Here is a 24,265-nt window from a genome sequence, read left to right on the forward strand (position 1 = left end):
CCCCCACCCACCCACGGTCAACCCACCCAGCCCCAACACCCCCCAGCCCCTCCGGCGTTTGAGGAGCGGGGGTTCGGGGGCGGAGCCCCTGAGGCAGGGACGGGAATGGGTAGGGGCGGCGGGGGCGAAGAAAAAGACCAATCCCCGCACACCCGTTGACCAACATACCGTCCGGTCAGTACGTTGCCGCGAACGTCCCCGCACCCACCGGAGTGTGCACCGCATGGACACCGCTCCTCCCACCCTCCCCACCACATCCACCCCCACCCAAGACACCCGAAACCGCCGCAAAGTGGCAACAGCCGCCGCCCTCGCCTCAGCAGTCGAGTGGTACGACTACTTCGTCTTCGGCATAGCGGCAGCCCTGGTCCTCGGAGACCTGTACTTCCCCGCAGGCAGCTCCTCCGCAGGAGTCCTCGCCTCGTTCGCAACGTTCGCGGTCGGCTTCCTCGCCCGCCCCTTCGGCGGAGTGATCGCGGGCCAGCTCGGCGACAAACGGGGCCGCAAGCCCATGCTGGTCCTGGCCCTGACCCTGATGGGCGTGGCCACGACGGGCATCGGCCTCCTCCCCACGTACGAGACGATCGGCATAGCAGCCCCGGTCCTCCTCGTCACGCTCCGCGTCATGCAGGGCATCGCGGTCGGCGCGCAGTGGGGCGGCGCGATGCTCCTCGCCACCGAGTACGCCCCCGAGGGCAAACGGGGCATCTACGGCAGCTTCGTCCAACTCGGCGTCCCCATCGGCGTGGTGACCGCCAACTCGGTCTTCCTCCTCGCCGGTGCGTTCACCAGCGATTCGGCGTTCGCCGCGTGGGGATGGCGGCTCCCGTTCCTGGTCGGCCTGCTGGTCCTCGTACTCGCCTGGTACATCCACAAGCACGTCGAGGAGACCCCGGAGTTCCGGGCGGCCGAACGGGCCCTGGTCGAGAAGGAGAAGGAAGAGAAGGGCGAGAAGGGTGGAGAAGGCGACGGCGCGCGGAACTCCCCGCTGCGCACCATCCTCCGCGGCCACCTCGGCACGGTCTTCCTCGCGGGCGGCTCGTTCGCCGTGAACACCGCGACCTTCTACATCCTGATCACCGGCGTCCTCGACTACACGACCCGCGAACTCGACATGAACCGCGGCGCGGTCCTCACGGTCTCCCTCTGCGTGAGCCTCACCCAGCTCGTCCTGATCCCCGCGTCCGCCGCGCTCTCCGACCGCATCGGCCGCATCCGGATCTACGGTCTCGGTGCGGCCGGCATCGCCCTGTGGGCCGTACCGATGTTCCTGCTGATCGACACGGGCTCGCTGCTGTGGCTGGCGGTCGGCACGTTCGTCGGCAGCTGTTTCCTCAGCATCATGTACGGGCCCCAGGCCGCCCTGTTCGCCGAGTTGTTCACGCCCGAGATGCGGTACACCGGCGCCTCGCTCGGCTATCAGATCGCGGCCGTCCTGGGCGGCGGCCTCGCGCCCTTCGTGATGGTGCTCCTGCTGGAGACGACGGGCACGTCGATGTCGGTGGCCGCGTACATCATCGGGCTCGCCGTGATCGCACTCGGATCGATCAAAGTCCTTGCGGACAGGGCCAGTTCACGCTGAGAAGCCGGGCCGCCTAGGCCTGCTCGCGCTGCGGCTCCGGACTCGTCTCCGGGGCCGCGGCGACCGGCCCGCCGACAGCGGCGGCATCCCCAACCTCCGCTGCGGCGACGGCCGTTCGCGGGCGCGACCGCGACACCGCCACCCCCGCCAGACACACCAGCCCGCCGACGAGCGTGATCCACCCCGGCACCTCGTCGAGCGCCACCCAGGACATGAGCACCACCAGCGCGGGCACCGCGTAGGTCGTGGCACCCATCTTCCCGGCCGTCGTACGGGCCAGCGCGAACGCCCAGGTGGTGAACGCGAGGGCGGTCGGGAAGACGCCCAGATACACCATGTTGAGAGTCGCGGACAGCGGGGCGTCGGCGGCGTCGGACACCAGTTGCCCGGCGAACGGCAGACAGGCAACCGCCCCGATCGCACAGCCGTACGTCGTCACCTGGAGCGCGGAACCGTGCCGCAGGGCCGGCTTCTGGGCGACCACACCGCCCGCGTATGCCACCGCGGCGAGCAGACAGAGCAGCACGCCGAGCACGGAGGCGCTGCCCTCGCCCGACATCGACAGGCCGACGACCGCCGCTCCCGCGAACGACACGGCCATCCCGGCGAGCAGCCGCGGCGGGAGCCCCTCCTTGAGCAGCCACCCCGCGAGCAGGGCCATGATCAGCGGGCCGACGTTCACCACGAGGGCGGCGGTGCCCGCGTCGACCTTCTGCTCACCCCAGTTGAGCACCACCATGTAGAGCCCGAACCAGAGCAGCCCGGACACCACGATGCCCGGCCACGCGGCGCGCGGTGGGAACCCCTCCCGGCGTATCAGACAGATCACGCCGAGAACCAGTGTCCCGGCGAGCAGTCGGCCCAGGGCCAGGGCGCCGGGTGCGTACGCCTCACCCGCACTCCGGATGGACACGAACGCCGAGGCCCACAACAGCACGGTTGTTGTCGCGGCTCCGGCCGCGAGTAGTTCCGTGCGGCGGGCCGACAGGAGAGGCTTCATCACTTTCCAGAGGCTAGGTGGGGTTGTGGGAAAGGGCTCGCGGTTTTCGGACCGGGCGGTGGGCTCCGCTGGGTGTCGTTGTCGTCTGCAGGCCGGTGGGGGCTCGTCGCGCAGTTCCCCGCGCCCCTTACGGGGCCCCAGGGAAGGCGGGTCAGCGCAGCGTCTCGGCCTGGATTCCCAGTAGTTCCGCCAGGGCCCGTTCGCCCTCGGCCGTGACCTTTACGGCTCGCTCCGAGCCGATACGTACGCACCAGCCCGTGTCCAGGGCGTGCCGGCACAGGGCGGCTCCCGCGACGCCGGCGAGATGGGGGCGCCGTTCCGTCCAGTCCAGGCAGGCCCGGGCGAGCGGGCGTCGCCCGGTGCGTACGAGGGGAACGCCGAGGCCGTCGAACCAGCGCACCCCTTCGTCGGTGAGCGCGAACCCCGTGTCCTGCCGGAGCAGTCCGAGCCCGGTCAGCGCATCGGTGACGGCGATGCCCAGGCGGCCGGCCAGGTGGTCGTAGCAGGTGCGGCCCCGGGCCATCGCGCTGCCCGCGCCGGCCTCACGCAGGGTGCGCGGTCGTACGGTGGCCGTCGGCGTGACCTGGGCGGCGAGGTCCTCGACGAGCTGGGCCACCCGGGCGTCGGTCAGGCGTACGTACCGGTGCCGCCCCTGCCGTTCCTCGGCGAGCAGCCCGCCCGCGACGAGCTTGCCCAGGTGCTCGCTGGCCGTCGACGCGGCGACCCCCGCATGCCGGGCCAGCTCCCCGGCGGTCCACGCCCGCCCGTCGAGCAGCGCCAGCAGAAACCCGGCCCGCGTCTCGTCGGCGACCAGAGAGGCGAGCGCCGCGAGCCCGGCGGCCCCGGTACGTGAGGAGGTCATGCACCCAGCATGCGCGACGCATGGTTCGGCGAGCACCGAAGGATGAGCGCCCGGTAAGGGGCGCGGGGAACTGCGCGACCAGCCCCCACCGGCCCGCAGAATCAACACGGCCCCTACCCGCGCAGCCCTTCAAACTGCAGCGCCAACCCGTCCAGCAACGCCCTGAGCCCCGTCTCGAAGGCCCGCTCGTCGATCTTCTCCTGCTGTTCGGCAAGGAGATGCGCCTGCCCGAGATGCGGATAGTCGGCGGGATCGTACGCGGTCTCGTCGTCCACGAAGCCCCCGGCGAACGACCCCAGCGCGGAGCCCATCACGAAGTACCGCATCAGCGCGCCGATGGACGTGGCCTGCGCCGGAGGCCACCCCGCCTCGACCATCGCACCGAAGACGGCGTCGGCGAGCCGCAGTCCGGCCGGGCGGCGGCCGGGGCCGCGGGCCAGGACCGGGACGATGTTCGGATGGTCGCGCAGGGCGGCCCGGTAGGAGACGGCCCAGTCGTGCAGCGCGGTGCGCCAGTCGCGCCCGTCCTCGAACATCGACAGGTCGACCTGCGCGCTCACGGAGTCCGCGACCGCCTCCAGGATCTGGTCCTTCGTGCGGAAGTGGTTGTAGAGGGACGGACCGCTGACACCGAGTTCGGCGGCGAGCCGGCGCGTCGAGACGGCGGCCAGGCCCTCGGCGTCCACCAGCGTCCGGGCCGCCGCGACGATCCGGTCGGTGCTGAGGAGGGGCTTGCGCGGTCTGGCCATGGCGCACATAGTAGGGCTGCGAACCAGAAACTAGCAGTGCTAATTTAACGCTGCAGAAGTCAGATCGCGGCCGTCACGTGGCCTTCGACCGGGAGGACTCGTCATGAACCTGGGGCTCAGCGAGGAGCAGACCGCCGTCCGACGGCTCGCCAGGGACTTCGTCGGCCGGGAGATCGCCCCGTACGTCGTCGCCTGGGACCGGGCGGAGGAGGTCGACCGCTCGATCGTGAAGAAGCTCGGCGACATCGGCTTCCTGGGCCTCACGGTCGACGAGGAGTACGGCGGATCCGGCGGCGACCACCTCGCGTACTGCCTGGTGACGGAGGAGCTGGGCCGGGGCGACTCCTCGGTCCGCGGCATCGTCTCGGTCTCCCTCGGCCTCGTGGCCAAGACCATCGCGTCCTGGGGGAGCGAGAAGCAGAAGCGGCAGTGGCTGCCGGGGCTCACCTCGGGCGCGTACGTCGGCTGCTTCGGCCTCACCGAACCGGGCACCGGCTCCGACGCGGGCAACCTCTCCACCAGGGCGGTGCGCGACGGCGACGACTACGTCATCAGCGGCAGCAAGATGTTCATCACCAACGGCACCTGGGCCGACGTCGTGCTGCTCTTCGCCCGCTCGACCGACGCCCCCGGCCACAAGGGCGTCACCGCCTTCCTCGTACCCACCGACACCCCCGGCCTGACCCGCCGCACCGTCCACGGCAAGCTCGGACTGCGCGGCCAGGCCACCGCCGAACTGACCCTCGACGGCGTCCGCGTGTCCGCCTCGACGATGCTCGGCCCCGAGGGCAAGGGCTTCTCCATCGCCATGTCTGCGCTGGCCAAGGGCCGGATGTCCGTCGCGGCCGGCTGCGTCGGCATCGCCCAGGCCGCGCTGGACGCCGCCGTGACCTACGCGACCGAGCGCGAGCAGTTCGGGAAGACCATCGCCCACCACCAGCTCGTCCAGGAACTGCTCAGCGACATCGCCGTGGACGTCGACGCGGCCCGGCTGCTCACCTGGCGGGTCGCCGACCTCGTCGACCGGGGCGAGCCGTTCGCCACCGAGTCCTCCAAGGCCAAGCTCTTCGCCTCGGAGGCCGCCGTGCGCGCAGCGAACAACGCCCTCCAGGTCTTCGGCGGCTACGGCTACATCGACGAGTACCCGGTCGGCAAACTGCTGCGCGACGCCCGCGTGATGACCCTCTACGAAGGCACCAGCCAGATCCAGAAACTGGTCATCGGCCGTGCGCTGACAGGGATTTCGGCCTTCTGAGTACGCGTCTGAGTACGCGAGCGGATGTGGCTGCGGCCACGTGGGCCGACTCTGGTGCGCATGAGTGAGACACCGGTCAAGCAGCAGAACACCGCCGCCTTCTACGGCCAGGCGGTCCTATCGTTCGGCGTCGCCGTCGTCGCCACCACCATCGGCATCTTCAAGCTGGAGGCCGACACCTGGGTGCGCGCCTTCCTGGGGATCGCCGTCCTCTACCTCGTCACCTCCGCCTTCACCCTCGCCAAGGTGATCCGCGACCGTCAGGAGGCCGGGCAGATCGTCAGCCGGGTCGATCAGGCCCGTCTGGAGAAGCTCCTCGCCGCACACGACCCCTTCGAGAAGCTGTGACGCACTGAGCGGGATTTCCACGCCTCTGATCGGGCACTCTAAGCGCCCGCTCAGTATCGGAGGTATGGTGTTCGTTCTGCCAGTGGAAGGGGCGAACCAGCGATGAGTACGGCGGAGGAGACGGCCGGTGCGGAGATGCCGCCGTGGGCCGAGGTCACCCCTGACGCGGCCCGGCGGCTGCTCATCGCCGCCGTGGAGGCCTTCGCCGAGCGCGGGTACCACGCGACGACGACCCGTGACATCGCGGGCCGGGCGGGGATGAGCCCGGCCGCGCTCTACATCCACTACAAGACCAAGGAAGAACTGCTCCACCGGATCAGCAGGATCGGCCACGAGAAGGCCCTGGAGATCCTGCGGACGGCGGCCCAGGGCGAGGGCAGCGCCGCGGAGCGGCTGGCGGACGCCGTGAGCTCCTTCGTCCGCTGGCACGCCGGGGGGCGTACCACCGCCCGGGTCGTGCAGTACGAACTGGACTCGCTCGGCCCGGACGCCCGGGCCGAGATCATCGCCCTGCGCCGCCAGGTCGACGCCGAGGTCCGCGGCATCATCCAGGACGGCGTGGCCGCGGGCGACTTCGACGTCCCGGACATCCCGGGCACCACCCTCGCGGTCCTCTCCCTCTGCATCGACGTGGCCCGCTGGTTCAACGTCAACGGCACGAGGACCCCGGATGAGGTGGGCACCCTGTACGCGGACCTGGTCCTGAGGATGGTCGGAGCCAGGAAATAGCCCGCTGGGGTTACTTACGCCGCGCAGGGTGCCCCGTTAGGGGCGCGGGGAACTGCGCGACCAGCCCCCACGGACCCGCAGCCCACACACGACCGGCGTCTAGAAGTAGTACCGAGACACGGACTCAGCCACACAAACCGGCTTGTCGCCACTCTCGCGCTCCACGGTGAACCCGACAGACACCTGCACGCCACCAGGCACCTCATCCACCCCCGTGATCTTCGCGGTCGCGCGCAGCCGCGACCCCACCGGCACCGGAGCCGGAAAACGAACCTTGTTCGTCCCGTAGTTGACCCCCATCTTCACCCCCTCGACCTTGATCAGCTGAGGCCCGAACAGCGGCAGCAGAGACAACGTCAGATACCCGTGGGCAATGGTCGTCCCAAAGGGACCCGCCGCGGCCTTCTCGGGGTCCACGTGAATCCACTGGTGATCCCCTGTCGCGTCGGCGAACAGATCGATCCGCTTCTGGTCGACCTCCACCCAGTCGCTGTACCCCAACTGCTCGCCCACCGCCGCCTTCAGTTCGTCGGCGGACGTGAAGATCCTCGGCTCTGCCATGTCCCTGGCCTCCCGCGTAGCAATGTCTAAGCAACTGCTTAGCATGGTAGGGCGAGGGTTCCCTGTCAACGGACCGGAAGCGTGACGCGTGACCGTGACGCATGACGAGGAGGGCGGGCGAGCCAGGTCGACGGGATGGGTAGGCTTCGAGGGGTGCCCCAGATTCCCGAGAAGATCCACGAACTCACGGTCGGCCAGCTGTCGGCCCGCAGCGGCGCCGCCGTCTCGGCCCTGCACTTCTACGAGTCCAAGGGCCTGATCAGCAGCCGCCGCACCACAGGCAATCAGCGCCGCTATCATCGCGACACACTGCGCCGGGTCGCCTTCGTGCGGGCCGCGCAGCGCGTCGGCATCCCGCTGGCCACGATCCGCGACGCGCTCGCCGAGCTGCCCGAGGAGCGGACTCCGACGCGCGAGGACTGGGCCCGGCTCTCGGAGGCCTGGCGGTCCGAACTCGACGAGCGCATCAAGCAGTTGGGCCGCCTGCGCGATCACCTCACGGACTGCATCGGCTGCGGCTGTCTCTCGCTGGAGACCTGCGTCCTGTCCAACCCCGACGACGTCTTCGGCGAACGCCAGAGCGGCTCCCGCCTGATGGTGGAACGCCCGGGCGCGAGGAAGCAGCGCGAGCAGCCGGAGAAGGAACCCGGGGACTGCGGCTGAAGCAGCCCCTGGGCTCCGGAATCCCGGGCTCCTGGGCCTCCGGGCTCCTGGAACCCTGGGCTCCGGAATCCCGGGTTCCCGGGCCTCCAGGCTCCTGGAACTCAGGGCTCCTAGGCCCCCGGGTTCCTGGACGCTCGGGTGCTGAGGCCCGGGGTTTCTGAGACCCCGGGCCCCTCCTCACTCGTACTCCGTGCCGCCCTTGCGTGTCAGGTAGGCCGGGCTGACCGCCTTCGCGACGGCCCGGCCGCCCGTCACCGGGCTGTACCGCTCGGTGGCGGGCCTGATCACGACCCCCTCACGCAGATGCAGCCCCCGCCCGGACACGGTCTCGCGCCCGGAGGCGAACTCCAGGACGCGGCCGATGTCGTACGGACCCTCGTAGAGCCGTGGCACGAGCGGCAGTTCACCCGTGAGCAGCTCCGTCGCGTCCAGCCAGCGGACTTCGCCGTCGATCTCCGCGGACACGTCGAACACCGCGTACCCGAGCGTCTCGCGGCGACCGTCGGCGCCGTAGGTGAGGTCCTGTACGCCGGCTCCGTACACCTCGCCGAAGACGCCGACCCGGCGCGCCCCGAGCCGTTCGGCGAGCCGGGCCGCGGCCGCCGCGACGCCGTGGCCGTGGACCGCGCGCCAGTACAGGTTGCGCGGATCCTCCGTCAGGGCCAGGTACTTGGCGCCGAAGCCCTTCGAGGACACCTGGGCGCGGCCGTCCTCGGCGAAGTACGTGAGCAGGCAGGCCGAGCCGTGCAGTTTCTCGGTCAGGACCACATCCTCGCCCGGGGTGAAGATGTCCGGGTAGCGCTGGATGTTCTCGATGTCGACCCAGGGCAGCAGATCGGGAGCCGACTCGACCTCGCCGTCCATCGTGGGCGGTATCGGCGGCACCCACTTGGTGATGCCGAGCCTCTCGGCGAAGTCCGTGCCGTCCGCCGCGGCCCGGGCGAGGTCGACGCCGGCCAGCGCGCTCGGCCGGCAGACGATCCCCTGCGACAGCTCGCCGCGCAGCCGTACCGCCTTCACCCGGTCCGACCTGCTTCCCGCGAGGCGTCCGGTCAGGCCCAGCTCCTCGATCAGCTCCTCGGGCAGCACGGACTGCTCGGGGATGTAGACGGCGGTCTCGCCGGTGCGGTACGCGCCCTTGGCGACGACTGCTCGGTACAGGCCCACCTGGGCCAGTTCGAGCGCGTCGGCGTTCGGATGCTCGTGGACGGTCAGCACTTCGGCGGTGACGCGCAGCGTCGACATGGCGGGGCTCCTCGGGTTCCTCAGACCGGTTTCATCGCCTCCAACTGTCCGTACGGGAAAGGGGTGGAGCGAGGGATTTTGGGGCTGGTATGTGGTCGACCGGAACCGGAACCGGGGCCGGGTCGTGACCTGCGGGCCAGGTGGGGGCTCGTCGCGCAGTTCCCCGCGCCCCTTACGGGGCGCGTCGCGCCCTCTCGTACTGGGCCAGACCCTCCGTCACCAACTCCGCGTTGGACAGCGCCCGTTGACCGTTCGGCAGGAACAGCGTGTCCTCCAGGCCTATTCGCGTCGCGAGCCCGAGGCGTCCGGCCAGTCGGAGGACCGGCCAGGTGCCGGCCTCCTCGCCGTGCAGCAGGACGGGACGGCCGTGAGTGACGGTGAGTGCGGCCAAGAGCTCCCCGGCCGAGGCCTCCGCCGTGTCGGGGTTGGGGTCCGTGACCTCTGCCAGGATGCGTAGGACCCGGGGGCCGAGTGGTGAGGCCGCGAAGAGTGCGGGGCCGTCCGTGTCGGACCAGATGCCCGCCTCCACGGCCACGCCCCGTTCCAGGAGGGCCGCGGCGACCTGCTCGGCGCCCGGCTCGTGCCAGTTGACCGAGGCGTGGTCGGGCAGGACGGTCCACTCGTGGACGCGGGCGACCCGGGCCGCGGGGTCCGGCTCGGCCCAGGCGCCGGTGGTCACGCCGACGGGGACGCCGACCCGGGAACGTATTTCCTCCAGCGTCGCCGCAACCGCTTTCGGCGACAGCGTGTCCTCTCCACAGGGGGACTTGGGATGTACATGGATGTCCGACGCCCCGACCGCGACGGCCTCCGCCGCGGAGTCGGCCATCGCCCCCGGAGACAACGGCACGAGAGCGCCGTCACCGGACCCGCGCCCCCCGTTCACACACACCTGCACCATGTCCCCGATGGTGCCAGGCGCCACTGACAACCGGAGACCGAAGGAGGAACGGGCGATGAGCCTGGCCATCTGCTCGCTCAAGTGGGAAGCCGCGCACACGGGGGCGCAGACCATCACGTACGACAGCGACGGGTACCACCTCGTGCGCTTCCCGTACGTCACGGGGAGGAGCAGTACGACCCCTGGAACATGCACGACCCGGCGAAGGGCGGCGACAGCGCGTCGACGTTCCCCGACCCCCGCTCGGGCCTGATCTGGCCCAGCCACGACGGCTGGGGCGTACTGTCCGCGATGGTCTTCTGGGAGGCGGACGCCAACGGGCTCGAATACCGGGCGCGCTACGTCCGGGACCCGCTGAACCTCTCGACGGGCTACAACTCCACGGCCACGACCGACATCGCACCGACCCGCGGCGGCCAGTACCGCACCTACATGTGGCAGATCTTCGTCCACCCTCGGACGCCGCTCGGCCTGAAGATCTCCGTGCGCGGCGCGGGGGACGTGAAGGTCCCGACACCGCTGATGCTCGCCGAGTTCAAACTCGCCATCCACACCGACGTCAAGACGCCGTAGCCAATCGCCCGGGGGTGCGATTCCGCCGGCGCACCCCCGGCACGCCTAGCTCGCCACCGACACCAATAGACGCCCTCTTCTGGCTTCTGCCAGGGCCTCGGGCGTGAGAACCGGCCGTGGGACCACGATCCCGCAGGCCGTGCAGACCGGGCCCGTGGACGGTTCGTGGGCCAGGTCGTACTTCCAGGTGAGGCGCTCGCCCGAGCAGACCGGGCAGACGGTGCCCGGCTCGCGCTCCAGGGCGGCGATCAGCCGGCGCAGCACCTCGGCCATCGGCTCATGGGGGTGGACCCGCGGGTCGTCGCACCAGGCGACCCCGAAGCCGCCCCAGGTGAGCCGGTGCCAGTCGTCCACGCTGCCGGGGCTGCGCAGACCGTCGTGCTTCTCCTTCTTGCGGCGCTGTGCGAACTCGACCTCGTAGGCGAGCCATACGGAGCGCGCCTCCTCCAGTTCGTCCAGTGCGGCCACGAGCCGCGCTGGATCGGGGGACCGGTCCTCGGGGCCGAACCCGGCCCGGGAGCACAGATGGTCCCAGGTCGCCCGGTGACCGTAAGGAGCGAACCTCTCAAGGCACTTGCGCAGTGAATAGCGCCGCAGTGCCAGATCGCTCCTCGGGTCGCGCACCTGTCTCGCCAGACTCCGAAAGCCGGCCATCGCCCTGCACCTCCGTCACACCTGCACCTGTACTTCGGTCACTTCGGCGTCGTCGAAAGGACGTCGCCGAATAGACGTATCGACACGCGATTCGGCTCCATCTGTTTTTCGGCGACCGTCGGAAAGCCGCCAATCGGACGATTTCGGACCGTCCGTCAGACGGTTCTCGGCCGTCCACCGTCTGCTTCTCGCCGTCGGCCCGTGCGGCCGGCGGTGCCTCGGGGGATCCGTCGACCCCTCCGACGCCAAAAGTGACGCATGTTCATCTTCAAACGCGGGGATACCGGCGGTAACGTCCGGCTCACCCCCGTCGCGAGGAGCCAGCCATGCACCGGCGTACCCCACGCACCATCCTCGACAGACAGAGAACTCCCCGCAGATTCACCAAGTTCCTCAAGGGCGCATCCATATGCGCACTCGTTGCCGGTCTTTTGTCACCGCTTTCCCAGACGGCCACCGCGCAGCCCGCCTCGGCGACGGCCGCGGCAGCCGCGAACGACTACTGCGGCGGCCGGTGCTCGGACATCCTCCCGGCGGGCCAGAACGGCAACGCGACCCTCGCCGAGATCCTCCTGAACCAGGCCTTCGGAATTCAGCCCGCGCACGCGGACGACCAGCTCGCGCCCTACGGCAACCTTGCGTCGGGCTACTCCGGGCTCACCGACGCCAAGATCAACGACTTCTTCAGGGACGCCTCGTTCGGGGTCCCCGCCGACCAGGTCGAGTCGACCCTGAAGCCCGCCGGACGCACCGACGTCACGATCGTCCGCGACAAGAAGACCGGTGTGCCGCACATCACAGGCACCACGCGTTACGGCACGGAGTTCGGCGCCGGGTACGCGGCCGCCCAGGACCGGCTCTGGCTGATGGACGTCTTCCGGCACGTCGGACGCGGCAAACTGACCCCCTTCGCCGGCGGCGCGCCCTCCAACCAGGGCCTTGAGCAGGAGTTCTGGCGCCACGCCCCCTACACCGAGGCCGATCTGCAGGCCCAGATCGACAACACCGTCGCCACGAACGGCGCCCGCGGCCAGCAGGCCCTCGCCGACGTCAGGGCCTACATCGCCGGGATCAACGCCTACATCGACGCCTCCGACAGCGGCCGCTACTTCCCCGGCGAGTACGTCCTGACCGGCCACAAGGACTCGATCACCAACGCCGGGACCATCGAGCACTTCAAGGAGACCGACCTGGTCGCCCTCGCCTCCGTCATCGGCGCGCTCTTCGGCTCCGGAGGCGGCGGCGAGGTCAACAACGCCATCTCACTCCTCGCCGCCCAGTCCAAGTACGGCGTGGAGGAGGGCACCAAGGTCTGGGAGTCCTTCCGCGAACGCAACGACCCCGAGGCCGTGCTCACCGTCCACAACGGCGAGAGCTTCCCGTACGCCACCAAGCCGGCCGACCCCCAGGGCGAGGCCCTGCCCGCCGCGGGCTCGGTGGCCCAGGAGCCGCTGGTCTACGACCGCACGGGCAGCGCGGCCACCGCCACGGCCACCGGGACGTCCGCCGCGGCGACGGCGAGCGCCCTGAGCTCGGCCAGGCGCGGCATGTCCAACGCCCTCGTGGTGAGCGGCAAGAGCACCGCGAGCGGCAACCCGATCGCCGTCTTCGGACCGCAGACCGGCTATTTCGCGCCACAGCTGCTGATGCTCCAGGAGATCCAGGGCCCCGGCCTCAGCGCCCGCGGCGCCTCCTTCGCGGGCCTGAGCATGTACGTCGAACTCGGCCGCGGCCAGGACTACGCGTGGAGCGCCACGACCTCCGGCCAGGACATCATCGACACCTACGCGGTCGAGCTCTGCCAGGACGACACGCACTACCTCTACCGCGGCACCTGCACGGCCATGGACAAGGTCGAGCAGACCAACGCCTGGAAGCCCACCACCGCCGACGGCACCGCGGCCGGCTCGTACCGCATGCAGGTCTGGCGCACCAAGTACGGCCCGGTGACGCACCGCGCCACGGTCGACGGCAAACGGGTCGCCTACACCACCCTGCGCTCCTCCTACATGCACGAGGCCGACTCGATCATCGGCTTCCAGATGCTCAACGACCCGGACTACGTGAAGAGCCCCCAGACCTTCCAGTCGGCGGTGCAGCACATCAACTACACGTTCAACTGGTTCTACGCCGACTCGCAGCACACCGCGTACTACAACAGCGGTGACAACCCGGTCCGCGCCAATGGTGTCGACGCCGAGTTCCCGGTCTGGGCGCAGCCAGCGTACGAGTGGAAGAACTGGACGCCGACGACGAACACCGCCGACTACACCCCGGCGTCCGCCCACCCCAACTCCATCGACCAGGACTACTACATCTCCTGGAACAACAAACAGGCCAAGGACTACACCACGGCTCCCTGGGGCAACGGCTCCGTCCACCGCGGCAACCTCCTGGAGGACCGGGTGAAGAAACTGGTCACCGCGGGCGGGGTCACCAGGGCCTCGCTCACCAAGGCGATGGCCGACGCGGCACTGGCCGACCTGCGTGCCGAGGACGTACTGCCCAAGTTGCTGAAGGTGGTGAACAGTTCGCCGGTCACCGACACAGCGGCAGCGGCGGCCGTGACCAAGCTGTCCGACTGGGTGACGGCAGGCGCCAAACGCAAGGAGACCTCGGCCGGTTCCAAGGCATACGCCAACGCCGAGGCGATCCGCATCCTGGACGCCTGGTGGCCGATGCTGGTGAAAGCCGAGTTCGAGCCCGGACTCGGCAGTGACCTCTACACCGCCATGACCAACAACCTCCCCGTGGACGAGCCCCCGTCGGCCGGACACGGGCCCACCGGCTCGCACGCCGGAAGCTCCTTCCAGTACGGCTGGTGGAGCTACGTCCACAAGGACATCCGGGCGGTGCTCGGCGAGACCGTGGAGGGCGGACTCGCCAAGCCGTACTGCGGCGGCGGCAGCCTCGGCGCCTGCCGGACCATCCTGATCAACACCCTCAAGGAAGCCGCGGCGAAGACCGCCGCCCAGGTCTACCCGGGCGACGACCTCTGCTCGGCCGGCGACCAGTGGTGCGCCGACTCGGTCAACCAGCGCACGCTGGGCGGCATCAAGCACAACAAGATCAGCTGGCAGAACCGGCCGACCTACCAGCAGGTCGTGGAGTTCGCCTCACACCGGTGACGACAGGCACCAACTGGCGGCGGGTCACTTGATACGGCCCGCCGCCAGCACCACCTGAGCCAACTCCCGGTGACAGATGTCGCTGTGGGCCCCCGCAGGGGCCCCGCCGCGCTTCACCACCGCGGACGCGTCGATGTTCACGCACCCCGACACGGGCAGCTTCGCCCGCAGCGCGTCGGCGAGCTTGAACGCCTTCGTGCCCGCCACCGCCTGCACCCCGTCGAACCCCAACGCCCCCCACTTGCTGCCGAGAAGACGCGGAAGACGGAGGTCCACGGCGGAGTTGCTGTCGCCCGCCATCCGGGAGGCCATCGGGTAGATCGTCCCGAGGGCCGAGTCGAAGCGCGAGAAGCAGCAGACCAACGGGCCGTCGACACGGTCCTGTTGGCCGTGCAGGACGCCCTTGCCCCGTGCGTCGTGCGGCAGCCGCGCCGCGAACGCGTAGTGGGAGAAGGCCGCTTGAAGAAGCGTCACCGACTTCACGTTCCGCACGCCCTTGGGCAGCCCGCGCAGCGCGAACGACACCAGACGCCCGCCGAAACTGTGCCCCACGAGATGCACCCGCAGCCCGGGCGTCACCTGAGCGAGCCGCCCGACCAGCGGACCGAGACCGCGCTCACCGACCGTGCCCGCGCGCCGCTTCATGGCGAAGTACGTTGCCTGCCGCAGCAGTTCATGCGCCCCGTCCCAGACCCGGGGAAGCCCGAACGAGGCCTGGACTGCCTCGGTCCCGGTCCCGGCCCCGACTCCGACCGCGAGTTCGCCGTCGGCGCCGGCCCGTTCCTCCGCCAGCGCCCGCGCGAACTCCCGGCACATCTCCGCCGTGTCCCCGAGGAACATCTCCGGGTCGCACTGCGGTCCGGCCTCCGCCACGGTGTCCGCGGCGAACGCCGTCCCCGGCGCCTCGGGGTGCAGCTCGACGAGCAGCCGTACGAGCCGTCCGTACTCCTCCAACGCCGCTTCCTCGTCCGGCTGTTGGTCGAGCATCCGGGCGATCTGGTCGACCAGGGTGGCCCGGCCGGGGAAGACCTCCAGCAGACCGCTTCGGGTGCCCTTGTCCAGAGCCGGCCCCACGGTCGCCGCCGTCACCGTCCGCTCGAAGTCGGGGATCGGCTCGTCCGAGAACCGCATCGACGGCCACACCACCCCTGCGAACCCGAGCCGGGCGTTCGGCACGAGCCCGGGGAACGGTTCGAAGAACCGGCTGTAGAGCCGTGTCGCCCCCGACCGATCACTGTTCCAGCCGTGCGCGAACACGATCAGATCCTTGACGCCCCGCTCCGGCGCCTCCCTCAGCAGCCGGTCGCGCTGCCCCGCGTTCACATCCCCGTCCGCGTCGAACGTCAGCTCCCAGTAGGGAGTCACACCCACTTCCGGCTCCGCCATGACGAGCCCCCTTCGGCCCCCGTAACCCGCTCATATGCGGGCATCGTCCCGCCGCGGAGGGAAGTTGGCCATACGTCAGGTGCGGTCCGCCCATCCCGAACTCATGTCTCAGCGATAGAGGAGGTGCTTCCCGCGCATCCGGCGGAAGGCCGCCAGCTCGCCCTGCCAGGCCGCCACGACCTCGTCGGCGCCCGCACCCGCGTCGATCATCGTGCGGACCTGCGTGGACCCCGTCAGCTTGTCGATCCAGTTGTCCGAGCGCCAGGCGAACCCGCTCCACACCTTCTTCGCGGTCACCAGCAGCGCGATCCCGGTGCGTACGGGGTCGTACGCGCCCCGGTCGTGCACATGGATCTGTACGCCCCCGACCGTCTTGCCCTGGAACTTGGAGAAGGTGGGCGCGAAGTACGCCTCCCTGAAGTGCACACCGGGCAACCCGAGTCGACCGACCTCCGCGGCCCACCGCCGGTCGATGCCCTCCGCGCCGAGCAGTTCGAACGGGCGGGTCGTGCCGCGCCCCTCCGACAGGTTTGTCCCCTCGAAGAGACACGTCCCCGAGTACACGAGCGCGGTGTCCGGCGTCGGCATGTTGGGGCTCGGCGGCACCCAGGGCAGGCCCGAGGCGTCGTAGAAGTCCGACCGCTTCCAGCCCGACATCAGCACGGTGTCCAGCGGAACCGGCGCCGCGAGGAACTCCTTGTTGAACAGCCGGGCCAGCTCCGCCACCGTCATCCCGTGCGCCTGCGCGATCGGCTCCCGGCCCACGAAGGTCGCGAACTCCTTGTGCAGCACGGGTCCTTGAGCGCTCCGGCCGGTCACCGGGTTCGGCCGGTCGAGCACCACGAAACGCTTCCCGGCGAGCCGGGCCGCCTCCATGCAGTCGTACAGCGTCCAGATGTACGTGTAGAAGCGGGCGCCCGCGTCCTGGATGTCGAAGACGACGGTGTCCACACCGGAGGCCGTGAAGATGTCGGCCAGCGGCTGCCCGCTCTTCAGATACGTGTCGTAGACCGGGAGGCCGGTCGCCGGGTCGTCGTAGCGACCCTCGGAGCCGCCTGCCTGGGCGGTGCCGCGGAAGCCGTGCTCGGGGCCGAAGACGGCCACCAGGTTCACCCGGTCGTCCGCGTGCATGACGTCGACGATGTGGCGGACGTCGCGTGTGATGCCGGTCGGGTTGGTGACGATTCCTACGCGTTCGCCTTCGAGGAGGGTGTAGCCGTCCGCCGCGAGGCGCTCGAAGCCGGTCCGTAGGTGGCGGGCGCCCCTGTGTTCCTGTGGTTCCTGTCGTTCCTGGGCAGCTGCGGCCGTGGTGGGCGGGTTTGCCGAGAACGCCGCCGCGGCGGTTGTGGCGGCGAGGAGACTTCGTCTGGACAGGCGGCGCATGTGGTGACCTCCGTTGCTGACGCGGAAGGCTGGCATCGAGCACGCTAAGGGCTCCCGCCTGTTGTTTGTAGGCTGCGGGTGATTCGTGGCTTGTCGCGCAGTTCCCCGCGCCCCTTGAGGGGCATGCTGCCGTCGCCCTTCCCCGTTACATACCGACTGGTTAGTCTGTCTATGCAGTGGAGCTGAATCTCGTCGTGTCGAAGGAGACCGAAGGTGGAAGCCGTGCAGGGTGCCGGAGTGGTTGTCACCGGAGCTGGAGGGGGCATCGGGGCCGCGTTGGCGCGGCGGTTCGCTGCCGAAGGGGCCCGGGTCGTCGTCAATGATCTGGACGCCGGGAAGGCGAAGGCCGTTGCCGAGGAGATCGGGGCCATAGCCGTTCCGGGGGACGCCTCCGCGATCGTGGCCGAGGCGCGGGACGCCCTCGGGGGCACGGTCGACGTCTACTGCGCCAACGCCGGGCTCGGCTCCGGAGGGTCGGAGGCGGCTCCCGAGCAGGTGTGGGAGCTCGCCTGGGACGTGAACGTGATGGCCCACGTCCGGGCGGCCAACCAGCTGCTCCCCGCCTGGCTGGAGCGCGGCAGCGGCCGTTTCGTCTCCACCGTCTCGGCGGCCGGACTGCTCACCATGGTCGGCGCGGCCCCGTACAGCGTCACCAAGCACGGCGCGTACGCCTTCGCCGAGTGGCTCTCCCTCACGTACCGCCACCGCGGTCTCAAGGTCCACGCGATCTGTCCGCAGGGGGTCCGCACCGACATGCTCGCGAGCACCGGCAGCGCGGGCGACCTCGTGCTCAAGCCCACCGCCATCGACCCCGAGGACGTCGCGGACGCCCTCTTCGCCGGGATAGAGGAGGACCGCTTCCTGATCCTGCCGCACCCCGAGGTCGCCGACTACTACCGGGCGCGGGCCGACGACCCCGACCGCTGGCTGACCAGCATGAACCACATCCAGCAGAAGTGGGAGGCGGACGGCCGGTGACCACCTCCCTGTACGCGGCCCAGCCGTGGCTCGCGCTTCTGAACGACGCCCAGCGCGGGCCCATAAGCCCCGTCGACTCGCCGGTGCACGCCCTGCGACGGGCCGTCGCCGAGGCCCCCGACACCACGTTCCTTGCCTACTTCGACGGACGGCTCACCTATCGCGAGGTCGACGAGCTGAGCGACTCCGTCGCCGGGCACCTCGCCGCCCGCGGCCTGGAGCGCGGCGACCGGGTCGCCGTCCTGTTGCAGAACTCCCCGCTCTTCGTCCTCGCCGTCCTCGGCGCCTGGAAGGCCGGCGCGACCGTCCTGCCCGTCAACCCCATGTACAAGTCGGGCGAGGTCACCCACGTCCTGCGGGACGGCGAGGTCGCCGCGCTGATCTGCTCCGATCGCGCCTGGGAGTCGTACCTGCGCGAGACGGCCGCCGACTCGCCCGTACGCGTCGTACTGACCGGCTGCGAACTGGACCTCCAGACACGGGGCGACGCACGCGTGCTGAACTTCGAGCGGCTGCCCCAGGCGCCGGACGCCGACGATCTCGTGACTGTCGCGAGGGCCGGTCACCGGGCCCCCGAGGGCCGCGACCCCCGCCCCTCGGACGTGGCGCTGATCAGCTACACCTCGGGCACCAGCGGCGCCCCCAAGGGAGCCACCAACACCCACGCCAACATCATGCACAACGCCGAGCGGCAGCGGACCGGCCTCGCGCTGCCCGAGACGCCCGTGTACTTCGCGATGGCGCCGCTGTTCCACATCACCGGGATGGTCTGCCAGTTCGCCGCGTGCCTCAACAGCGCGGGCACGCTCGTCCTCGCGTACCGCTTCGAGGCGGGCGTCGTCCTCGACGCGTTCGCCGAGCACCGGCCCCACTACACGGTCGGCCCCTCGACCGCCTTCATGGCACTGGCCGCGCACCCGTCCGTCACGCCGGACCACTTCTCCTCCTTCGTGAACATCTCCTCCGGCGGAGCGCCCGTGCCGCCCGCGCTCGTCGAGAAGTTCCGGGCCGGCTTCGGGCCGTACATCCGCAACGGATACGGACTCACCGAGTGCACCGCGCCCTGCGCCTCCGTGCCGCCCGGCCGCGAGGCCCCCGTCGACCCGGTCTCCGGGACGCTGGCCGTCGGTCTGCCGGGGCCCGACACGGTCGTCCGCATCGTCGACGACCAGGGCGCGGAGGTCCCCTTCGGAGAGCAGGGCGAGATCCTCGTACGAGGTCCGCAGGTCGTGCCCGGCTACTGGCGCCGGCCCGAGGCCACCGCGGAGACCTTCCCGGACGGCGAGCTGCGCACCGGCGACATCGGCTTCATGGACGCCGACGGCTGGCTCTACGTGGTCGACCGCAAGAAGGACATGATCAACGCGTCCGGCTTCAAGGTGTGGCCGCGCGAGGTCGAGGACGTCCTCTACACCCACCCCGCGGTCCGCGAGGCGGCTGTCGTCGGGGTGCCCGACGGATACCGCGGCGAGACCGTCAAGGCCTACATCAGCCTCCGGCCCGGCGCCGAAGAGGACCCCGCCGCACTCGCCGCATACTGCAAGGAGAGACTGGCCGCCTACAAATACCCGCGTCAGGTCGAGATCCTGCCCGACTTGCCGAAGACGGCAAGTGGGAAGATCCTCCGTCGGGAGTTGCGTTCCCGGTCGCAGGACGGTCAGTAGACCGCCGTCGGGCGGCCGGGAGACGACCGGCGGACCACGCACACAGAACTGCACATAGAACACTGGAAGGCAGGTGGCGGCAGTGCCCAGGACGACGGACGGGGACGGCACGCCCGTCCCGCGGCGGCTCTTGGCGGCCGCCACCCGGCTCTTCGCCGAGCGCGGCTACGACCGCACCTCGGTCCAGGAGATCGTCGAGGCGGCCGGTGTCACCAAGGGGGCGCTGTACCACTACTTCGGCTCCAAGGACGACCTGCTCCACGAGGTGTACGCACGTGTGCTGCGGGTTCAGCAGGAGCGGCTGGACGCCTTCGCCGACGCGGACGCGCCGGTCGAGGAGCGGTTGCGGGGAGCCGCCGCCGATGTCGTCGTCACGACGATCGACAACCTCGACGACGCGGCGATCTTCTTCCGCTCCATGCACCACCTGAGCCCGGAGAAGAACAAGCAGGTGCGGGCGGAGCGGCGGCGGTACCACGAGCGGTTTCGTGCGCTGATCGAGGAGGGGCAGGAGGCCGGGGTCTTCTCGAAGGCGACTCCGGCGGATCTCGTTGTCGACTATCACTTCGGGTCCGTGCACCATCTGTCCACGTGGTACCGGCCCGACGGTCCGCTCCCTCCGCAGGAGGTCGCCGACCACTTGGCGGACCTGCTGCTGCGGGCGCTCAGACCGTAGCCAGGGGTAGCGCCGAGTTCCCCGCGCCCCTTTTCAGGGGCGCGGGGAACTGCGCAGTCCTTTACGGGTCAGACGTACCGCTTCAGTTCCCGGCGTGCCAGTGACCGCTGGTGGACCTCGTCCGGGCCGTCGGCCAGCTTCAACGTGCGGGCCCCGGCCCAGAGTTCGGCGAGGGGGAAGTCCTGGCTGACCCCGCCCGCGCCGTGCAACTGGACCGCCTTGTCGATGATGTCGACGACCGTACGAGGCGTGGCGATCTTGATGGCCTGGATCTCGGCGTGGGCACCCTTGTTGCCGACGGTGTCCATCATCCAGGCCGTCTTCAGTACGAGCAGACGCAACTGCTCGACCGCCACCCGCGCGTCCGCGATCCAGTTGTGCACGACCCCCTGCTGGGCCAGCGACTTCCCGAACGCCGTACGGGACACCGCCCGCCGGCACATCAGCTCGATCGCCCGCTCGGCCATGCCGATCAGCCGCATGCAGTGGTGGATCCGGCCCGGGCCCAGCCGCGCCTGCGCGATGGCGAAGCCGCCACCCTCCTCACCGATCAGGTTCGCGGCCGGAACCCGCGCCCCGTGGAAGACCACCTCGGCGTGACCGCCGTGGGAGTGGTCCTCGTAGCCGTAGACCTGCATCGCACGACGCACCTCCACACCGGGGGTGTCCCGTGGCACCAGCACCATCGACTGCTGGCGGCGGATGTCCGACCCGTCAGGATCCGTCTTGCCCATCACGATGAAGATCTTGCAGTCCGGGTTCATCGCCCCGGAGATGTACCACTTGCGGCCGGACACGACGTACTCGTCGCCGTCCCGCTCGATGAGCGTCGTGATGTTCGTGGCGTCGGACGAGGCCACCTCCGGCTCGGTCATCGCGAACGCCGAACGGATCTCACCGGCGAGCAGCGGCTCCAGCCACTGCTTCTTCTGCTGCTCGTCGCCGAACTGCGCGAGCACCTCCATGTTGCCGGTGTCCGGCGCCGCGCAGTTCAGCGCCGTCGGCGCCAACTGCGGGGAACGACCCGTGATTTCGGCCAGCGGCGCGTACTGGAGGTTCGTCAGCCCTGCCCCGTACTCGGAGTCCGGGAGGAAGAGGTTCCACAGGCCCTGACGGCGGGCCTCCGCCTTCAACTCCTCCACCACGGCCGGGGTGTCCCACGGCGAGGCGAGCTGCTCGCGCTGCTCGTGCGCGACCGCCTCCGCCGGATAGACGTACTCGTCCATGAAGGCGAGAAGCTTGGTGCGCAGCTCCTCGGTGCGTGCGTCGAATGCGAAGTCCATGGCCGGTCAGCCTTCCTGAAGAGTGGTCAGGCCGTGCTCGATGAAGACGGGGACCAGGTCGCCGATGCGGTCGAAGCCCGCGCCGACGGTCTGGCCGAGTGTGTAGCGGTAGTGGATGCCCTCCAGGATCACGGCGAGCTTGAACCATGCGAACGCCGTGTACCAGGCGACGGCGGACACGTCGCGCCCCGAGCGCGCGGCGTACCGCTCGATCAGCTCCGCCGGCTCCGGGTGCCCGGCGGCCCTGGCCGTCGTGGAGACCGGCGAGTCGGGCATGCCGAGCGGGATGCTGTACATCACCAGCAGCCCCAGGTCGGTGAGCGGATCGCCCAGCGTGGACATTTCCCAGTCGAGGATCGCCTTGATCTCGTCGTCCTCGCCGATCAGCACGTTGTCGAGGCGGTAGTCGCCGTGCACGACCGTGGGCGTGGGGGAGTTGGGCAGCTCGCGGCCCAGGGCGGCGTGCAGTTCGTCGATCCCCGCCAGGTCGCGGTTGCGGGACGCGTCCAGCTGCTTGCCCCAGCGCCGCAGTTGCCGGTCCAGGAAGCCCTCCGGCCGGCCGAAGTCGGCCAGGCCCACCTCCGCGGGGTCCACCGCGTGCAGCTCGACCAGCGTGTCCACCAGGCCCAGCACCGCGCCGCGCGTGCGCTCCGGGCCGAGCGGGGCCAGCTGCTCGGCGGTCCTGTAGGGCGTGCCCTCCACGAAGTCCATGACGTAGAACGGCGCGCCCAGCACCTCCACGTCCTCGCACAGCAGGCGCGTGCGCGGCACCGGTACGGCCGTCTGGTGCAGGGCGCTGATCACCCTGTGCTCGCGCTTCATGTCGTGTGCTGTTGCCAGGACATGGCCCAGCGGGGGCCGGCGCACGACCCACTTCGAGGTGCCGTCCGTCACCGCGTACGTGAGGTTCGACCGTCCGCCCTCGATCAGCCGGCCGGTCAACGGGCCGTCGACCAGTCCGGGCCGCTCGCTGTCGAGCAGGCCGCGCAGCCGGTCGAGATCGAGACCTGGCGGGTGGTCTGAACTCATCGTGTTTCCTCCGTACGCCGGAAATCAGGACTTCCCCCACATGATGCCGACCGGTCGGTATGCAGTCCAGTGCGGGGACAAAACGTGATCGGCGTCTCGGGCACGAAGAACCCCCCGAGTCGTCGTCGACGACGACTCGGGGGGTCCCTGTTCTTCCGCGCCCGCGGTCGCCTAGTGGTCGTCCCAGTGCCCGTCGTGCTGGGCGTGGCGATGACCGTCATGAACGTAGTCCACGTGGTCGCCGTGCGTCACGGCCGGGTGCCCGCAGTCCGCGCCGTGCTCGTGGCCGTGCCCCTCGTGGGCGACGTGCCCGCCCGGCTCGCACTCGTCCCAGTGTCCCGAGTGCCGCCTGTGCAGATGCCCGTCGTGCGCGTAGTCGACGTGGTCGCCGTGCGGCACCTCGGCGTGCCCGCAGTCCGGGCCGTGGGCGTGCTCGTGGGCGGTGTGTTCCTGGTGGAGGGTGGTCATGGTGCTCACCTTCGGAGGAGGTGCGGAGTGTGACGCCGGTCAGGGTAGCCATATGAAAGCCGCATATCATCCCAAACTAGCGCGCGTGTTGTTCGGATGCCTCGGAGGGGCGAGTGGGTGGGCGCCTCAGAGGACCAGGGCCACCGCGCATGCCGCCAGCGCGACCGTGCAGAGTGCGGCGGCGCCGGCGTGCCTCGGTGTGAGCGTCGTGGGCTCGCCGCCCTCGGCCAGTACGCGGATCCTCCGGTGTGCCACGGTGAGGAATCCCAGCCACAGTGCGCAGGAGAGCGCGGCCACCGTGATGCCTGCCGCGTCCGCCCCGCCGCTCAGCGCCGCCTTCACGGCCAGCACGGTCGCTACGGTCCCCGCCAGGGTCGTACGCCGCCATGCCAGCCGCGTACGTTCCGGCTGCAGGCCGGGATCCCGGTCGTCCCCCGAGCCCTGGTGGGGCTGCATCACCCCTCCCACCCGAACAGCACGACCACGACCATGGCGATGGCGACGATGGCCACGCCGATGCTCAGCAGTGCCGGAAACCGCGAGACCGGCAGGTCCTCGCCGCGTCGCATCGCCTGCTCGCACCGCACCCAGTGGTTCACGGCCCGCAGCGCGCACAGCACCCCGGCGCCGAGCAGTCCGAGCGCAAGGCCGGCCCGCCAGGCCCACCGCAGATCCGGCAGGAACTGGTCCACGGCGAAGCCGCCGCCGATCAGTGCGAGCGAGGTCCGCAGCCATGCCAGGAACGTCCGCTCGTTCGCCAGCGAGAAGCGGTAGTCCGGGGTGCGGCCGTCTTCCTTGATCCGCTCAGGTGCGAACCACAACTGGATGTTCCGCCTGAATTCGATCACTTGCAGGACCTTACCCATGGCCGGGGTACGCCTGTTGTCGGTGGGTGGGGCGGGGCCGTGCCGGTATGTCACGTTCGCGACTGCCGTGCATACTGCCCTGGGTTTCATCGGTGGACGTTTCCAGCGGGAGCCGTACGTCGCGAACGTTGACATACCGGCACGGCCCCGCCCCGCGCGCGTCGGCGGCTTGCGGCCCGGTGGGGGACGGCCGTCGGCCGCCGTACGGCCCGAGGGGACGTGGCGGGGTGTCCGCCCGCAGCGGATGGCGCGTCCGCACCGGGCACCCTGTTCGAAACTTAC

The 24,265-nt window shown here is 70.2% G+C and carries 23 protein-coding genes and 1 pseudogene; 10 read left to right on the forward strand and 14 right to left on the reverse strand.

The genetic code is table 11. The annotated features are described in order from the left end of the window. Positions 1 to 223 precede the first annotated feature (223 nt). Positions 224 to 1,582 carry an MFS transporter gene (locus ACFWXQ_RS13655; RefSeq protein WP_383950790.1) on the forward strand — a complete coding sequence of 453 codons (1,359 nt, stop codon included), beginning with the start codon at positions 224 to 226 and terminating at the stop codon, positions 1,580 to 1,582. Positions 1,583 to 1,595: 13 nt separating this feature from the next. Here the strand turns inward: ACFWXQ_RS13655 and ACFWXQ_RS13660 are convergent, their stop codons facing one another. The 3 genes from ACFWXQ_RS13660 to ACFWXQ_RS13670 form a co-directional block, all read right to left on the reverse strand. Beyond that, the gene (locus ACFWXQ_RS13660; protein ID WP_383950793.1) at positions 1,596 to 2,582 is read right to left on the reverse strand and encodes a DMT family transporter; all 987 of its coding nucleotides are present in this window, start codon (positions 2,580 to 2,582) and stop codon (positions 1,596 to 1,598) included. Positions 2,583 to 2,733: 151 nt separating this feature from the next. After that, positions 2,734 to 3,444 carry an ArsR/SmtB family transcription factor gene (locus tag ACFWXQ_RS13665; protein WP_383950788.1) on the reverse strand — a complete coding sequence of 237 codons (711 nt, stop codon included), beginning with the start codon at positions 3,442 to 3,444 and terminating at the stop codon, positions 2,734 to 2,736. 113 nt (positions 3,445 to 3,557) lie between these two features. After that, complete coding sequence (locus ACFWXQ_RS13670) at positions 3,558 to 4,193, reverse strand: TetR/AcrR family transcriptional regulator (RefSeq protein WP_383950786.1); 636 nt, start codon at positions 4,191 to 4,193, stop codon at positions 3,558 to 3,560. Positions 4,194 to 4,296: 103 nt separating this feature from the next. On the opposite strand from ACFWXQ_RS13670, the gene ACFWXQ_RS13675 reads away from it, so the two are divergent. From ACFWXQ_RS13675 to ACFWXQ_RS13685, 3 genes are all read left to right on the forward strand, one after another. After that, on the forward strand, positions 4,297 to 5,448 hold the full coding sequence (locus ACFWXQ_RS13675) for an acyl-CoA dehydrogenase family protein (RefSeq protein WP_383950783.1): 1,152 nt from the start codon (positions 4,297 to 4,299) through the stop codon (positions 5,446 to 5,448). Positions 5,449 to 5,508: 60 nt separating this feature from the next. Continuing rightward, positions 5,509 to 5,796: a YiaA/YiaB family inner membrane protein gene (locus ACFWXQ_RS13680; RefSeq protein WP_055612233.1), complete on the forward strand. Its 288-nt coding sequence runs from the start codon at positions 5,509 to 5,511 to the stop codon at positions 5,794 to 5,796. 102 nt (positions 5,797 to 5,898) lie between these two features. Further along, complete coding sequence (locus tag ACFWXQ_RS13685) at positions 5,899 to 6,525, forward strand: TetR/AcrR family transcriptional regulator (protein ID WP_383950781.1); 627 nt, start codon at positions 5,899 to 5,901, stop codon at positions 6,523 to 6,525. Positions 6,526 to 6,624: 99 nt separating this feature from the next. Here ACFWXQ_RS13685 and ACFWXQ_RS13690 read toward each other — a convergent pair whose 3' ends face one another. After that, positions 6,625 to 7,086, reverse strand: coding sequence for a MaoC family dehydratase (locus tag ACFWXQ_RS13690; RefSeq protein WP_383950777.1), 462 nt, complete (start codon positions 7,084 to 7,086; stop codon positions 6,625 to 6,627). A gap of 153 nt (positions 7,087 to 7,239) precedes the next feature. Between ACFWXQ_RS13690 and soxR the strand changes: the two genes are divergently transcribed. Beyond that, positions 7,240 to 7,749: a redox-sensitive transcriptional activator SoxR gene (gene soxR / locus ACFWXQ_RS13695; RefSeq protein WP_383950774.1), complete on the forward strand. Its 510-nt coding sequence runs from the start codon at positions 7,240 to 7,242 to the stop codon at positions 7,747 to 7,749. Positions 7,750 to 7,926: 177 nt separating this feature from the next. Here the strand turns inward: soxR and ACFWXQ_RS13700 are convergent, their stop codons facing one another. Together ACFWXQ_RS13700 and ACFWXQ_RS13705 are read right to left on the reverse strand one after the other, a co-directional pair. Beyond that, positions 7,927 to 8,994, reverse strand: a complete 1,068-nt coding sequence (locus tag ACFWXQ_RS13700; protein ID WP_383950771.1) for an RNA ligase (ATP) — start codon at positions 8,992 to 8,994, stop codon at positions 7,927 to 7,929. A 172-nt stretch (positions 8,995 to 9,166) separates the two neighbouring features. Next, positions 9,167 to 9,895 carry a 3-keto-5-aminohexanoate cleavage protein gene (locus ACFWXQ_RS13705; protein WP_383950768.1) on the reverse strand — a complete coding sequence of 243 codons (729 nt, stop codon included), beginning with the start codon at positions 9,893 to 9,895 and terminating at the stop codon, positions 9,167 to 9,169. A 55-nt stretch (positions 9,896 to 9,950) separates the two neighbouring features. Here ACFWXQ_RS13705 and ACFWXQ_RS13710 point away from each other — a divergent pair. Continuing rightward, positions 9,951 to 10,468, forward strand: a pseudogene (locus tag ACFWXQ_RS13710) (hypothetical protein). 45 nt (positions 10,469 to 10,513) lie between these two features. On the opposite strand, the gene ACFWXQ_RS13715 reads toward ACFWXQ_RS13710, so the two are convergent. Then, positions 10,514 to 11,122: a hypothetical protein gene (locus ACFWXQ_RS13715; protein ID WP_189840104.1), complete on the reverse strand. Its 609-nt coding sequence runs from the start codon at positions 11,120 to 11,122 to the stop codon at positions 10,514 to 10,516. A 326-nt stretch (positions 11,123 to 11,448) separates the two neighbouring features. Between ACFWXQ_RS13715 and ACFWXQ_RS13720 the strand changes: the two genes are divergently transcribed. After that, entirely contained in the window at positions 11,449 to 14,250 is a 2,802-nt protein-coding gene (locus ACFWXQ_RS13720; protein WP_383950763.1) for a penicillin acylase family protein, read from the forward strand. A gap of 24 nt (positions 14,251 to 14,274) precedes the next feature. Here the strand turns inward: ACFWXQ_RS13720 and ACFWXQ_RS13725 are convergent, their stop codons facing one another. Together ACFWXQ_RS13725 and ACFWXQ_RS13730 are read right to left on the reverse strand one after the other, a co-directional pair. Continuing rightward, complete coding sequence (locus ACFWXQ_RS13725; protein WP_383950761.1) at positions 14,275 to 15,636, reverse strand: serine-threonine protein kinase; 1,362 nt, start codon at positions 15,634 to 15,636, stop codon at positions 14,275 to 14,277. A gap of 108 nt (positions 15,637 to 15,744) precedes the next feature. Then, positions 15,745 to 17,019 (reverse strand): exo-beta-N-acetylmuramidase NamZ domain-containing protein, encoded by a 1,275-nt coding sequence (locus ACFWXQ_RS13730; protein ID WP_383950758.1) that lies wholly within the window; start codon positions 17,017 to 17,019, stop codon positions 15,745 to 15,747. Between the two features lie 213 nt (positions 17,020 to 17,232). Here ACFWXQ_RS13730 and ACFWXQ_RS13735 point away from each other — a divergent pair, with 213 nt between their 5' ends. The 3 genes from ACFWXQ_RS13735 (at position 17,233) to ACFWXQ_RS13745 (ending at position 20,337) form a co-directional block, all read left to right on the forward strand. After that, positions 17,233 to 17,997, forward strand: a complete 765-nt coding sequence (locus ACFWXQ_RS13735; RefSeq protein ID WP_383950756.1) for an SDR family oxidoreductase — start codon at positions 17,233 to 17,235, stop codon at positions 17,995 to 17,997. Beyond that, on the forward strand, positions 17,994 to 19,661 hold the full coding sequence (locus ACFWXQ_RS13740) for a class I adenylate-forming enzyme family protein (protein WP_383950753.1): 1,668 nt from the start codon (positions 17,994 to 17,996) through the stop codon (positions 19,659 to 19,661). The genes ACFWXQ_RS13735 and ACFWXQ_RS13740 overlap by 4 nt, the downstream gene beginning before the upstream one ends. An 82-nt stretch (positions 19,662 to 19,743) precedes the next feature. Further along, a complete protein-coding gene (locus tag ACFWXQ_RS13745) occupies positions 19,744 to 20,337 on the forward strand; it encodes a TetR/AcrR family transcriptional regulator (RefSeq protein ID WP_200399276.1) in 594 nt (197 codons plus the stop codon). Positions 20,338 to 20,405: 68 nt separating this feature from the next. Here ACFWXQ_RS13745 and ACFWXQ_RS13750 read toward each other — a convergent pair whose 3' ends face one another. From ACFWXQ_RS13750 to ACFWXQ_RS13770, 5 genes are all read right to left on the reverse strand, one after another. Continuing rightward, the gene (locus ACFWXQ_RS13750; RefSeq protein ID WP_383956987.1) at positions 20,406 to 21,620 is read right to left on the reverse strand and encodes an acyl-CoA dehydrogenase family protein; all 1,215 of its coding nucleotides are present in this window, start codon (positions 21,618 to 21,620) and stop codon (positions 20,406 to 20,408) included. 6 nt (positions 21,621 to 21,626) lie between these two features. After that, on the reverse strand, positions 21,627 to 22,649 hold the full coding sequence (locus ACFWXQ_RS13755) for a phosphotransferase family protein (RefSeq protein WP_383956984.1): 1,023 nt from the start codon (positions 22,647 to 22,649) through the stop codon (positions 21,627 to 21,629). A gap of 171 nt (positions 22,650 to 22,820) precedes the next feature. Continuing rightward, a complete protein-coding gene (locus ACFWXQ_RS13760) occupies positions 22,821 to 23,117 on the reverse strand; it encodes a hypothetical protein (protein WP_383956981.1) in 297 nt (98 codons plus the stop codon). A 126-nt stretch (positions 23,118 to 23,243) separates the two neighbouring features. Then, positions 23,244 to 23,573, reverse strand: a complete 330-nt coding sequence (locus ACFWXQ_RS13765; protein WP_383956978.1) for a DUF202 domain-containing protein — start codon at positions 23,571 to 23,573, stop codon at positions 23,244 to 23,246. Next, on the reverse strand, positions 23,573 to 23,965 hold the full coding sequence (locus tag ACFWXQ_RS13770; protein ID WP_383956975.1) for a YidH family protein: 393 nt from the start codon (positions 23,963 to 23,965) through the stop codon (positions 23,573 to 23,575). Before ACFWXQ_RS13770 ends, ACFWXQ_RS13765 begins: the two co-directional genes overlap by 1 nt. Positions 23,966 to 24,265: the final 300 nt, after the last annotated feature.

The organism is Streptomyces sp. NPDC058697 (assembly GCF_042715345.1).
GTDB lineage: Bacteria > Actinomycetota > Actinomycetes > Streptomycetales > Streptomycetaceae > Streptomyces > Streptomyces liliifuscus.

Coding starts and splice junctions, on each gene's coding strand:
- ACFWXQ_RS13725 (WP_383950761.1), bottom strand. CDS start 15,636: ATGGCGGAGCCGGAAGTGGGTGTGACTCCCTACTGGGAGCTGACGTTC.
- ACFWXQ_RS13750 (WP_383956987.1), bottom strand. CDS start 21,620: ATGGACTTCGCATTCGACGCACGCACCGAGGAGCTGCGCACCAAGCTT.
- ACFWXQ_RS13730 (WP_383950758.1), bottom strand. CDS start 17,019: ATGCGCCGCCTGTCCAGACGAAGTCTCCTCGCCGCCACAACCGCCGCG.
- ACFWXQ_RS13705 (WP_383950768.1), bottom strand. CDS start 9,895: ATGGTGCAGGTGTGTGTGAACGGGGGGCGCGGGTCCGGTGACGGCGCT.
- ACFWXQ_RS13690 (WP_383950777.1), bottom strand. CDS start 7,086: ATGGCAGAGCCGAGGATCTTCACGTCCGCCGACGAACTGAAGGCGGCG.
- ACFWXQ_RS13685 (WP_383950781.1), top strand. CDS start 5,899: ATGAGTACGGCGGAGGAGACGGCCGGTGCGGAGATGCCGCCGTGGGCC.
- ACFWXQ_RS13675 (WP_383950783.1), top strand. CDS start 4,297: ATGAACCTGGGGCTCAGCGAGGAGCAGACCGCCGTCCGACGGCTCGCC.
- ACFWXQ_RS13760 (WP_383956981.1), bottom strand. CDS start 23,117: ATGACCACCCTCCACCAGGAACACACCGCCCACGAGCACGCCCACGGC.
- ACFWXQ_RS13755 (WP_383956984.1), bottom strand. CDS start 22,649: ATGAGTTCAGACCACCCGCCAGGTCTCGATCTCGACCGGCTGCGCGGC.
- ACFWXQ_RS13660 (WP_383950793.1), bottom strand. CDS start 2,582: ATGAAGCCTCTCCTGTCGGCCCGCCGCACGGAACTACTCGCGGCCGGA.
- ACFWXQ_RS13715 (WP_189840104.1), bottom strand. CDS start 11,122: ATGGCCGGCTTTCGGAGTCTGGCGAGACAGGTGCGCGACCCGAGGAGC.
- ACFWXQ_RS13765 (WP_383956978.1), bottom strand. CDS start 23,573: ATGCAGCCCCACCAGGGCTCGGGGGACGACCGGGATCCCGGCCTGCAG.
- ACFWXQ_RS13720 (WP_383950763.1), top strand. CDS start 11,449: ATGCACCGGCGTACCCCACGCACCATCCTCGACAGACAGAGAACTCCC.
- ACFWXQ_RS13700 (WP_383950771.1), bottom strand. CDS start 8,994: ATGTCGACGCTGCGCGTCACCGCCGAAGTGCTGACCGTCCACGAGCAT.
- ACFWXQ_RS13670 (WP_383950786.1), bottom strand. CDS start 4,193: ATGGCCAGACCGCGCAAGCCCCTCCTCAGCACCGACCGGATCGTCGCG.
- ACFWXQ_RS13680 (WP_055612233.1), top strand. CDS start 5,509: ATGAGTGAGACACCGGTCAAGCAGCAGAACACCGCCGCCTTCTACGGC.
- ACFWXQ_RS13655 (WP_383950790.1), top strand. CDS start 224: ATGGACACCGCTCCTCCCACCCTCCCCACCACATCCACCCCCACCCAA.
- ACFWXQ_RS13665 (WP_383950788.1), bottom strand. CDS start 3,444: ATGACCTCCTCACGTACCGGGGCCGCCGGGCTCGCGGCGCTCGCCTCT.